Source organism: Coriobacteriia bacterium (assembly GCA_014859305.1).
GTDB lineage: Bacteria > Actinomycetota > Coriobacteriia > Anaerosomatales > Kmv31 > Kmv31.
On sequence record JACUUM010000058.1, the window covers coordinates 1 to 11,115 of the forward strand.

An 11,115-nucleotide genomic window follows, 5' to 3' on the forward strand; every position below is an offset into this window, starting at 1 on the left:
CCGATGCCACGGACGTCGACGCCGTGCTCGCGCACGTCTACGAGGCGCGCAGCGAGCGCCCGCAGCCCGAGCGCGACGAGAAGGTCGTGGTGTCCTGGAACGCCATGGCCGCCCGCGGGTCACTGCGCGCGGGTGCCGCCCTTCACGACGGGGAGATAAGGGCCCGCGGCCTCGGGCTCGTGCGCATGCTGCTCGAGCGGGCGGACGTGACGGAGGGCCGACGCGGCGGCGCACCGGAGCTGGTGCACGTGCTCGACGACCCGGCGGTGGGGCATGTGCGCCTCGCCGAGGACTACGCGCACCTGGCGGCGGCCTGCCTCGCCGCGCACGCGGCGGAGCCCGGCGGCGGCTACCTGGAGGAGGCGGAGCGGCTGCAGGCCGCCGCGGACGAGCGGTTCCGCGAGGACGGGGCGGTCTACGCGACGCCCGATGACACGGAGCTGCCGGCACGACCGCTCGACGACCGGGACTCGCCGTCCCCCTCGGCGGCTTCCGTGCTCGCGCGCAACGCGCTCGAGCTGGCGGCCGCGACGGGCCGCCCGGAGTACCGCGCCTTCGCCGAGGAGGTCCTCTCCGGCTTCCGGCTGCTCGCCTCCGAGGCGCCCCCGTTCGCCGCGGCCGCGCTGTCCGCCATGGTCGACCTCCTCTCCGAGGAGTGACGGTGGGCGCTCGGACCCGCATGCGCCGCCTCCGCCTGCCGGTCCTCGTCCTGCTTGCCGCCGTGCTCGGCCTGTCCGGCTGCGGTCGCGGCGACGGCGAACCCACGGTGCACCCCCCGGACGATACGGAGGAGACGACACCGGGAGCCGAGGCCACACCGGGGGCGGAGCCGCCCGTCGGCGGCCCGTGGCCCGAGGTGGCGCTCGAGCCGGCGTGGGAGGGCTTCGACCAGCCGCTGTACCTCACCAGCGCGCGGGACGGGACCGGACGGCTGTTCGTCGTCGAGAAGACCGGCCGCATCCGGGTGATCGACGACGACGAGGTGCTCGACGAGCCGTTCCTCGACATCTCTGACAGGGTGAGCGGCGGTTCCGAGCAGGGGCTGCTGTGCGTCGCGTTCCCGCTGGACTTCGGCCGGCGGACCGACGCGTTCTACGTGAACTACACCGATCCCGACGGCGACACGATCGTCGCACGCTACCGCGCGCCGGACGGCGGCGGCGCGCGACCCGACTCGGCAGAGGTGGTCCTGAGGATGGCCCAGCCCTTCCCCAACCACAACGGCGGGATGCTCCTGTTCGACCGGGACGGGTACCTGCTCATCGGCACGGGCGACGGCGGTTCCGCCGGAGACCCGCAGGGCAACGCGCAGGACCGCACGAGCCTGCTCGGCAAGATCCTCCGCATCGACGTCGGCGAGCGGACCGCGGGGGCGCGCGCCAGGCGCGCGACCCGCAGCATCCCCGGGCCCGCCGGCGCCGCGTACGAGATCCCGGGCGACAACCCCTACGCCCGCCACGAGCGCTTCCGGCCGGAGATATGGGCGTACGGCCTGCGCAACCCGTGGCGTTTCTCGATCGACGCCGAGACCGGCGACCTGTACGTCGCCGACGTCGGACAGGACGCGTGGGAGGAGGTGAACGTGGTGCGCGGGCTCGGTCCGCCGGGCGCGAACTACGGCTGGAACCTGCTGGAGGGCACGCACCCCTTCCCTCCGGGCGGGGAGGCCCCCGACGACCCCGACCGCTTCATCATGCCCGTCGTCGAGTACGGTCACGACCTGGGGCGGTCGATCACCGGGGGCGTCGTCTACCGAGGCCACCGCCAGCCCCAGTCGCGCGCGATCTACTTCTACGCCGACTTCGTCAGCGGACGCCTCTGGGGCCTGCGCAACGCTCTCACCGCCCCCGAGAACAGCGAGCTCGCCCGGACCGACCGGCGGATCGCCTCGTTCGGCACCGACGAAGAGGGAGAGGTCTACGCGGTGGACCTCGCCGGAACCGTCCTCAGGCTGGAAGCGCGGTAGCGACGAGCGCGGATGTGGCCGTTGACCTGCGGAGCCCAAGCCCAGGGCGATGAAGCTTCCTGTTTCCAACAGCTCCGGATTGGTAAAGAATGACTACGAGGCGCCCCCCCAGGAAAGCGCGGGGGCAGCGCCATGGCTCGCCGCCGTTCGGAGGGGGAGGTGCCCATGTCCGAGGAGATGTCGGCCTTCCGCGGCGTTACGCGGAGGGACTTCCTCAAGTACTGCACGTGGCTCGCCGGTGTTATGGGCCTGGGAGAGGCGGGGATGGCGCGCGTCGCCTCCGCCCTCGAGGCGGCGGCCAGGCGGCCGTCGGTGGTCTGGTCGTCGTTCCAAGTGTGCACGGGATGCGCGATCCAGCTGCTCCAGGCCCGCGAACCCACCGTGCAGAACCTGATCCTCCAGCAGATATCGCTCGACTACCAGGACAACGTCATGGCCGCCGCAGGCAGTGCTGCCGAGGAGGTCCTGCGCCAGGTGACCGAGGGCGAGGACTTCTACTGGGTGGTGGAAGGCAGCGTCGCCACCGGGATCCCCGGGGCGATGACGGTCGCCGGCAGGACCAGCATGGAGGTCGTCGACGAACTCTACCCGAAGGCCAACGCGACGATCGCCATGGGCAGCTGCGCCGCCTACGGCAACATACAGGCGGCGCGGCCGAACCCCACCGGCGCCAAGGGCATCGCCGCCTACCTGCGCGAGGACGGCGGCGTGGCCGACCCGGTCGTGGTCAACCTGCCGCGCTGCCCCGGGCACGGGGACGACCTGATCGCCACGCTGACCTATGCGCTCGTCAACGGCGAGCTGCCCGAGCTCGACGCGGTCGGCCGGCCCGTCTTCCTGTACGGTCAGACGATCCACGACACCTGCTTCCGCCGTGGACACTTCGAGGCCGGCCGCTTCGTGGAGCGGTTCGGCGACGAGAGCACCGGCGACAGGGACTGGTGCCTCTACAAGGTCGGCTGCAAGGGCCCGGTGACCTACGCGCCGTGCGGCAGGAACCTCTGGAACGGCAACGTCAGCTGGTGCGTGAACAACGCGCCCTGCCAGGGGTGCGCCGAGCCCGACTTCTGGGACGAGCTGACACCCTTCTACGACCAGGTCAGGGGTGGTGACTTGCCTGGGCTCTACGGCGTGACCGCCGAGCAGATCGGCATAGGGTTGGGCATCGCGACGGCCGCCGGCCTCGCCGCCCACGGCGTAGGAACCGCGATCCGGAGCAGGCGGACCACCCGAGCCGGGGAACCCGGCCGCAGGGAAGGCGGTGAGCTCTGATGCCGAAGGTCGTCATCGATCCCGTCACCCGCATCGAGGGCCACTTGCGGGTCACGTGTCAGGTTGAGGACGGGCAGGTCGTGGACGCGTGGAACCACGCGACCCAGTTCCGCGGCTTCGAGATCATCATGAGGGACCGTGACCCGCGCGACGCCTGGCAGTTCGCGCAGCGAATCTGCGGCGTGTGCCCGACACCGCACGCGCACACCTCGGTCGTGGCGACCGAGCGGGCGATGGGGATCGAGCGCGTGCCCGACAACGCTCGCATCATACGCAACATGTTCGAGGCGACCCACGTCGGATACGACCACATCCTGTGGTTCTACCTGCTCAACGCGTTCGACTACGTGAACGTGCCCGATGCCCTCAACGCCAGCCCGACCACCCCGGCGCTGCAGAACCTGCAGTCGCAACTCCGCGCGGTGGTCGAGTCGGGACAGCTCGGGCCGTTCGCCGGCCACTGGTGGGACCACCCGGGGTACCTGTTGGAGCCGGACCAGAACCTCGAGCTCGTCTCGCACTACCTGCAGGCCATCGAGATCCAGCAGATATCCAACGACGCCCAGGCCCGGATCGGCGGCCGCTTCCCCATGGTGATGAGCTTCATCCCCGGCGGCATGCAGGAGCGCCTGGAGATCGAGGAGATCCAGTACTACATCGGCGCGATGGAGCGCGTGAAGGATTTCGTGGACAACGTGATGGTCCCGGACGTGCTGGCCCTGGCCCCCGTCTACATCGAGCTGGCCGAGCAGGGCCAGGGGGTCGGCAATTACCTGTCGTGGGGGCTGTACGACGACGCGAGCCAGGAGCCGGCCAACCGGGTCCTCCCCAGCGGGATGATACTCGACCGGCGGATCACCGACGTGCAGCAGCCCGACCTGAACGAGGTGCGGATGTTCACCAAGCATTCCTGGTACGCCGACGACGCGGGACAGGGCAGGCACCCGCTGGACGCGAGCCAGGACCCGCAGTACACCGAGCTCCCGCCGATCGAAGGCGAGACGCTGCCCAGCGGCAAGTACGACTGGAGCACGGCGGCGCGCTACGGCGAGCGGAACCTGCCGATGGAGGCCGGACCGCTGGCCGACATGCTCGTCGCCTACGGCAGCGGCCGGGAGCAGGTGGTCTCGCTGGTCGACCAGACGCTGGCCGACATCGGGGCCGAGGGGCAGCCTCAGGTGCTCATGAGCAACCTCGGCCGTATCGCGGCGCGGGTGCTGCGCGAGAAGGTCAACGTCGACTTCGCCTACCAGTGGGCCCAGGAGCTGCTCGACAACTACGGCAACGGCGACATGCAGGTATACGACGCCGTGGACGTGCCGGACTCAGGCGAGGGCGCGGCCGGCTGGTCCGCCCCCAGAGGGGCGCTGGCGCACTACATGCGCATCGAGGGCGGGCGGATCGGCGCGTACGCCGCCGTCCCCCCGACGAACTGGAACCTCTCGCCGCGCGACGATGACGACGTCCGCGGCCCGCTGGAGCAGACGCTCATCGGCGTGCCGGTGGAGGACCCCGAGCGCCCGCTCGAGATACTGCGCACCATACACACGTTCGATCCTTGAATGGCGTGCTCGGTTCACGTGATTGAACCGGAGCACAACAAGGTCCTCGAGTTCCGGGTCCGGTAGGGGGTGGACGAGATGGCGCACCCGCTCGCGACCCGAGAGGAGCATCCGGCGCCGGCGCGCTGGATGCACTTCGTGCACCTGCTCTCCATCTTCGTGCTGGCCTTCACCGGCTTCTACATCGCCCGGCCGTTCTTCCCCGGCGGGATGGGGGCCATGAGGATGACTCATTTCATCTTCATGTTCGTCCTCATCGTCACCGCGGTGGTGCGCGTCTGGTGGGCTTTCGTCGGCCCCGGCTCGGCCCCGCTCGGCCGCCGCGAGAAGGTCAGGGACTACAGGCACTTCGGCTACCAGAGGGAGAACCGCGGCACCTTCTGGGGCACCGTCAAGTACTACCTCTTCCTGCAGCCCACGGCGCCGCAGGTCTACAAGTACAACAGCCTGCAGAAGGGCACCTACGTCTTCTGGCTCCTGCTGATAGCGGCGCAGGCCGTCACCGGGTTCGCGATCTGGTCGCCCACGCAGGAGTGGTTCCTGCCCCTCACGTACGCGCTCGGCGGCTCGATGTACGTGCGGACGTGGCACTACCTGATCATGTGGCTGTTCCTGATCACGACCGCGATCCATATCTACCTGTCCGCCCTGCACCTCGACGAGCTGAAGATGATGTTCACCGGCCGCGAGATGCGCGGCGCCGGGGAGTAGGCGTATGGCCCCGAGGACCGATCGGGAGGCCGGCGGAGACCGGCCTCCCGCCGCGGTCGCCGTCGTCTGCCTGGGCAACACCCTCATGTGCGACGACGGCGTGGCCGCCGCCGTGGCACGCCTGCTCGGGTCACGCCTCCCCCGCGAAGCGGCGCTGCACGTGCAGGCGCACGCCGACCAGACGCTCGTCTCGATACTGCGGGGCTCGAGCGCGGTCGTGGTGGTCGACGCGCTCGACGCGGGTGCGCCCCCCGGCGCGGTCTTTCGCTTCGACCCCGACGAGGCCGGCGTCACGCGGACGCGCTCGCACAACATGCACGGGATGGGCCTCGGTTACGCGCTCACGAACGCGCGGCTGCTCGGAGCCGACCCGCGCGTGGTCGTCTTCGGCGTTCAGGTCGGGGACGTACGGCCCGCCCCGGACACGCTCTCGCCGCGCGTGGCGTCCGCCGTCCCCGACGTCGCCGAGCTCGTGGCCGCCGAGGTGCGCTCGATGCTCGCCCAGGCATCCTGACGGCGGAACGGCTACCGGTACGCACCCGCGCCGGCCGGCTCCAACCCGCGCTCGGGTATGAGGTCCTCGCGCGACATCCGGGCCGCCTCGCGCACCATCTGCGCGCCGTAGCCCCATTCGTTGTCGTACCAGGACATGACCTTGACCAGGTCGCCGCCGACCACTTGGGTGGACAGCGCGTCCACGACGCTGGCCCTCGGGTCGCCGATGATGTCGCTCGAGACCATCTCGTCGGTCGAGACCCCTACGATCCCGTCGTAGCGCGTCGTGCCGGCCTCCTCCCCCAGCACTCGGTTGACCTCGCCGGCATCGGTCTCCCGCGAGGTGACGAAGACCAGGTCGGCGATCGAGCCCACCGGCACGGGCGCGCGCACGGCCATACCGTCGAAACGTCCCTCGTATTCGGGCAGCACCTTCGACGTCGCCTTGGCCGCCCCGGTCGAGGCCGGCACGAGGTTGACCCCTCCGGCCCGTCCTCGGCGGTACTCCTTGGGCTTGGGGGCGTCCACGATCGACTGTCCGGCGGTGTAGGCGTGCACCGTCGTCATCGTGGCCTTCTCGACGCCGAGGCGCCGAGCCATCATCTCGGCGATAGGGATGATCGCGTTGCTCGTGCAGCTCGCCGTCGACAGGATGGCGGGCTTGCCCTCCAGCCGGTTGACGCCGTGCACGGCCACCGGTACGCCCTCGCCCTTGGGAGGCTGGGACAGGATGACGCACCTCGCGCCGGCTGCTGCAACGTGCTTCTCGAGGTCCTCGCGGGTGGGGAACCGTCCGGTGCATTCGAAGACGAGGTCGATCCCGAGGTCCTCCCACGGCAGCTGCGCCGGGTCCGGCTCCGCCAACACCCGGTACTCCTCGCCGTCGATCCGCAGCGCTTCCGACGTGCCCGTCACCTCGAACGGGTACCGGCCGTAGACGCTGTCGTTGCGCAGCAGGTACGCGAGGTTGTCCGGCGGCACGAGGTCGTTGACGGCGACCAGGTCCAGCTCCGGGTTCTCCCTGACCAGCTTGAACACGGCCCTGCCGATACGGCCGAGCCCGTTGATCGCTACGCGCGCCACGGCGCATCCCCCCTCGCGTCACGCTCTTCACGGTAGGCCGCCTACGGCGGCCACAAGGGTGTCTTCCCTGTGACGCCGAGGAGGTATCGGGTCAGCGCGACGCCCACACCGAGACCGCGGGCTCGTTCACCACGTTCAGCGGACGCCCGGCGAGGAAGGACTCGATGTTGTTCCGCGTGGTGGACAGGATGCGCTCCACCGCCTCCCGCGTGTTGAAGCCGCTGTGCGGCGTGACGAGCACGTTGGGCAGGTGCAGGAGCACCTGGTTCGCCAGCAGCGTGTGCACGTCGGCCTCACGCGTGTACACCGAGCGCAGCAGTTCGGCCTCCTCGCGGATGGTCGGCTCCTCGGCGAGCACGTCGAGCCCCGCGGCGGCCACCTTCTTCTCGGCGATCGCCCGGACGAGCGCCGCGGTGTCCACGATCGAGCCCCGGGCGGTGTTGATGAGCACCACACCGTCCTTCATCTTGGCGAACGCGTCTTCCGAGATCATGTTCTCGGTGGCCTTGATGGCCGGCACGTGCAGCGTGATCACGTCGCTGCGCGCGTAGAGCTCGTCCAGCCCCACATACGTGAATCCCATCTCCTCGGCCGCCCGCTCGTCCCGGCGGACGTCGAAGGCTAGCACCTCCATGCCGAAGCCCTTGGCGATCCGGACCGTGCAGCGGCCGATGTCCCCCGTGCCGATCACGCCCATCGTCTTGCCGTAGAGGTCGAATCCCTGCAGCCCCCGCTGCGAGAAGTCGCCCATGCGCGTCCGGTTCACCGCCTCGACGATGCGGTGGCTGATCGCGAGCAGGAGCGCGAAGACATGCTCCGCCACGGTCTCACACCCGTACGCCGGCACGTTGGACACGAGCACACCCCGCTCGTCGCAGTAGTCCAGGGCGATGTGGTCGTACCCCGTGGAGCGGGTGGCGATCAGGCGCAGGCGGGGCAATCGCTCCAGGACGCCGCGGTCCAGGGTGGAGAACGTGAACGTGGAGAGCACCTCCGCGTCCTCGAACTGCCCCGCGTTGCGGGCGCCGAGCGGCTCGGCGACGAACGCGACGTCGTGCCCCGCGTCCCGCAGCGGCTCGAACACCTCGCGCTCCCACGGCTCGACCTCGAACAGAACGATCCTCATCCGACGACCGCCCTTCTCGCCTTTCCGGGGCGGGACCGGCTACGGGGGCGGAGGCGAGCCGGAGAGCTCCTGCATCAGCTTCGGCGTGACCCTCACGTCCGGCTCGCCGAGCTCGGTGTCCGGCTCGGCGTGCCTATGCGTGCGGGGAACCTCGGGGCGCGGCGCCTCCTCGCCCGGCTCCGAGTGCGCCACCACGCCCGCGGGTGCGCTCTCGGGAGGCGACGGGACCGCCTCCTCGGCTTCCGCTCCGGGCCGCTCCTCCTCGCCGGGCTCCACGACCCGCGGCGCCGTCGAGACGTCCAGCGCGGTGTAGAGCAGCGACCGCCCGCTGCGTCCGCGCGCCAGGAGCAGCATCCCCGGGATCGCCAGCAGCCTGGCCGGCCACCCCCGGCGCGTCAGGGCGAACGTGGTCAGGCCTCCCCCGAGCACGAGGGAGAGGATCCTCTCCCGCCCCGACACGTTGGGAGCCGGACGCCGCCTGCCCCCGCCGCTCTCCTGCGCCATCATGTCCCCCTCCCCCGCTCCGGCCGTCCGCCGCCTTCGCACGCTAGTTGATTCCCAGACGGCGGGAGGCGCGTGCGGTGCGAAGAGATCCGGGCCCCCTACTCGGGGACGCGCTCGGAGCGCCGCCGGTACACCCAGGCCAGGATGGAGGCGAGCGCGATGCCGGCCGCCCCGACGCCGAACCTCCACCACGCCACGGGGATGTATACGTCACCGCCCCGTCGGACGACCTCGAAGACGTCGGTGTGGAGGTCCATGTCGCCGCCGTGGCGCGGGCAAGCGGCGTTGAACCGGCCGGTCACCCGCACCCTGTCGCCGACACGGCCGTAGACGCCGTAGACGCTGATGCCCCCGGCGGACTCGGCCGTGGTCCACGTGCCCAGGGCCGTCCCCTCGCCGAGGACGTTGACCCACACCCTCCCGCCGTCGGAGCGGAGGGCCTCCCCGATAGCCTCGCCCTCGATGGTGAGCGACCGGCCGTCCAGGAGCAGGCTGTCGGCGACGACCTCGGCCGGCGACATGACCTCGGGCACCGCCCAGGCGACCGCGGGGCGGCAGAGCGCGGCGAACAGCAACGCAGCGGTCAGCAGGATCCTCACAGCGCCCTCCTGTACGGAGGCAGCACGGCTATGAGCACGTTGGCGACGAGCGCCATGGCCGCGACGAACTCGAGGCGCCCGGCCCACATCTGCGCCATGTAGAGGACCTTCAGGCCCACCGGCATCGTCGCCGTCGTGATGCCGGTGGACAACCCTACGTTGGCGGTGGCGGACACCGATTCGAACAGCGCCTGAGGGGCGGGGTAACCGTACAGCCCGCCGATGAGGGCGCCGACCACGTAGGTGGTCGTGTAGAGGATGAAGGTCACGGCGGCGGTGCTGGTGAGCTGGGGCGTCAACACGCGTTGCGCGAGATGGTGGTAACGCGAGCGCACGACGGCCGTCGTCGGGGCTATCGACTCCTTCACGTCGAGGATGACGGACCTCGCGATCACGCCGAGACGAAGGGCCTTGATACCGCCCGCCGTGGAGGAGACCGCGCCGCCCGCGCCCATGGCGAGTATCACGGCGACGAACGCGAGACCGGCGTACCCCTCCGTCCACTGAGCAGCGTAGAGCGTCTGGTGCCCCGTGCCGCTGTGGGCGGACAGGACGTGGTACACGCCCTTCCGCACGACCGCGGCCGGACCGTCGAAGACGCTCGCGGCGGCGAGCCCCGCGGTCGCCAGCAACGAGAGGACGAGCACGTTGAACGCGAGCGTGCGGGTCTCGATGTTACGCCAGATCTCCCGCCGGTCGCCGCGCCACACCTGGGCGTGCAGGCTGAAGTTCATCGCCCCGGCCAGCATCAGGAAGACCGTCACGGTCTCGAACAGGGGGCTGTGGTAGTACAGCGCGTTCATCGACTGGGGGGCGAAGCCGCCCGTGTCGTAGGCGGCCACGGATATCCAGAACGCATGCAACGACGCTCGCACGGCGTCCATCCCCAGCCACAGGTTCACGCCCGTGAGCGAGAGGGTCCCGAGCGTGATGTACACGAACGTCACGAACCAGATGAAGCGTACGGTATGCACCACGTTGGGCAGGATGCGCTCGTCGCGCCCCTCGGCGAGGTACAGCGAGAGGGCGCCGCCGCGAAGACCGATCGCGAAAGACAGGGCCGCCACGACGATCCCCTGGCCGCCGATGAGGTGCGTGAGATGGCGCCACATGTTGTGCGCCAGGGACATGTGGTCGAGGTCCACCACGACGGTCAGGCCGGAGGTGGTGAAGCCGGACAGGGTGTCGAAGAGGGCGTCGAGGTACGTGGGGTAGTTGCCGGAGAACGCCAACGGAACGGCGCCGACCAGCGACGCCGCCAGCCACGCGACGGCGGTGATGAGCAGCCCGTGCACGTGCGTGACCCGTCTCGCGGGCGACACGGGAGCGAAGAGCATCCCCGTCCCCAAGGTCCCCGAGACACCGATGCCGAACACGTAGTCCGCCGCGGCCGCCCATTCCCCCAGCAGCACGGCGGTGAGCAGCGGCAGCAGCATCGCCCCGGCCATGCCGAGGACGAGCAGACCGACGTAGTGGACGACTATCGACGCGTCATACCGGTCGACCCGAAGCCACACGACGGCCTACAGCGCCGTCGCGACCGCGACGGCCAGAGCCGCCAGCGCGAGCAGGAACGCCGCGAAAGCCGCTATCTCGGCGAGCAGACCCGAGCGCCAGTGGCTGAACGGGCTGTGGAAACGCGGGACCTCGGGCACTCGGACCCCCCTCGGGCGGCGAGCCGGACGGCCGATACCACGGGATCGACGGTACCCAGGATACGGTGCCGCAGCAGGCCTGACCACCCCCGGGGCCGGTCTAGGAGGCGGCGGGGACGAGCGCGGCCCGGCGCGGGCGCGG

The 11,115-nt window shown here is 70.5% G+C and carries 11 protein-coding genes; 6 read left to right on the plus strand and 5 right to left on the minus strand.

All coding sequences use genetic code 11. From position 1 onward, the window contains the following. From IBX62_09690 to IBX62_09715, 6 genes are all read left to right on the plus strand, one after another. Positions 1 to 659 (plus strand): hypothetical protein (locus tag IBX62_09690; GenBank protein ID MBE0477356.1); only part of this gene is annotated, 659 nt, incomplete at its 5' end. A gap of 20 nt (positions 660 to 679) precedes the next feature. Then, positions 680 to 1,966 carry a PQQ-dependent sugar dehydrogenase gene (locus IBX62_09695; GenBank protein MBE0477357.1) on the plus strand — a complete coding sequence of 429 codons (1,287 nt, stop codon included), beginning with the start codon at positions 680 to 682 and terminating at the stop codon, positions 1,964 to 1,966. Between the two features lie 165 nt (positions 1,967 to 2,131). After that, positions 2,132 to 3,238: a hydrogenase small subunit gene (locus IBX62_09700; GenBank protein ID MBE0477358.1), complete on the plus strand. Its 1,107-nt coding sequence runs from the start codon at positions 2,132 to 2,134 to the stop codon at positions 3,236 to 3,238. After that, a complete protein-coding gene (locus IBX62_09705; GenBank protein MBE0477359.1) occupies positions 3,238 to 4,800 on the plus strand; it encodes a nickel-dependent hydrogenase large subunit in 1,563 nt (520 codons plus the stop codon). The genes IBX62_09700 and IBX62_09705 overlap by 1 nt, the downstream gene beginning before the upstream one ends. Positions 4,801 to 4,878: 78 nt before the next feature. Beyond that, the gene (locus IBX62_09710) at positions 4,879 to 5,511 is read left to right on the plus strand and encodes a cytochrome b/b6 domain-containing protein (GenBank protein MBE0477360.1); all 633 of its coding nucleotides are present in this window, start codon (positions 4,879 to 4,881) and stop codon (positions 5,509 to 5,511) included. 4 nt (positions 5,512 to 5,515) lie between these two features. After that, entirely contained in the window at positions 5,516 to 6,025 is a 510-nt protein-coding gene (locus IBX62_09715) for a hydrogenase maturation protease (protein MBE0477361.1), read from the plus strand. Between the two features lie 11 nt (positions 6,026 to 6,036). Here the strand turns inward: IBX62_09715 and IBX62_09720 are convergent, their stop codons facing one another. The 5 genes from IBX62_09720 to IBX62_09740 all read right to left on the minus strand — a co-directional run bounded on the left by IBX62_09720 (position 6,037) and on the right by IBX62_09740 (position 10,835). Continuing rightward, a complete protein-coding gene (locus IBX62_09720; protein ID MBE0477362.1) occupies positions 6,037 to 7,089 on the minus strand; it encodes a type I glyceraldehyde-3-phosphate dehydrogenase in 1,053 nt (350 codons plus the stop codon). 91 nt (positions 7,090 to 7,180) lie between these two features. Further along, the gene (locus tag IBX62_09725) at positions 7,181 to 8,215 is read right to left on the minus strand and encodes a hydroxyacid dehydrogenase (GenBank protein MBE0477363.1); all 1,035 of its coding nucleotides are present in this window, start codon (positions 8,213 to 8,215) and stop codon (positions 7,181 to 7,183) included. A 39-nt stretch (positions 8,216 to 8,254) separates the two neighbouring features. Then, positions 8,255 to 8,722 carry a DUF2892 domain-containing protein gene (locus IBX62_09730; protein MBE0477364.1) on the minus strand — a complete coding sequence of 156 codons (468 nt, stop codon included), beginning with the start codon at positions 8,720 to 8,722 and terminating at the stop codon, positions 8,255 to 8,257. A gap of 95 nt (positions 8,723 to 8,817) precedes the next feature. Continuing rightward, positions 8,818 to 9,318, minus strand: coding sequence for a hypothetical protein (locus IBX62_09735; protein MBE0477365.1), 501 nt, complete (start codon positions 9,316 to 9,318; stop codon positions 8,818 to 8,820). Then, complete coding sequence (locus IBX62_09740; protein MBE0477366.1) at positions 9,315 to 10,835, minus strand: TrkH family potassium uptake protein; 1,521 nt, start codon at positions 10,833 to 10,835, stop codon at positions 9,315 to 9,317. The genes IBX62_09735 and IBX62_09740 overlap by 4 nt, the downstream gene beginning before the upstream one ends. Between the last annotated feature and the right edge of the window lie 280 nt (positions 10,836 to 11,115).

Coding starts and splice junctions, on each gene's coding strand:
- IBX62_09730 (MBE0477364.1), bottom strand. CDS start 8,722: ATGATGGCGCAGGAGAGCGGCGGGGGCAGGCGGCGTCCGGCTCCCAAC.
- IBX62_09725 (MBE0477363.1), bottom strand. CDS start 8,215: ATGAGGATCGTTCTGTTCGAGGTCGAGCCGTGGGAGCGCGAGGTGTTC.
- IBX62_09705 (MBE0477359.1), top strand. CDS start 3,238: ATGCCGAAGGTCGTCATCGATCCCGTCACCCGCATCGAGGGCCACTTG.
- IBX62_09710 (MBE0477360.1), top strand. CDS start 4,879: ATGGCGCACCCGCTCGCGACCCGAGAGGAGCATCCGGCGCCGGCGCGC.
- IBX62_09715 (MBE0477361.1), top strand. CDS start 5,516: ATGGCCCCGAGGACCGATCGGGAGGCCGGCGGAGACCGGCCTCCCGCC.
- IBX62_09695 (MBE0477357.1), top strand. CDS start 680: ATGCGCCGCCTCCGCCTGCCGGTCCTCGTCCTGCTTGCCGCCGTGCTC.
- IBX62_09700 (MBE0477358.1), top strand. CDS start 2,132: ATGTCCGAGGAGATGTCGGCCTTCCGCGGCGTTACGCGGAGGGACTTC.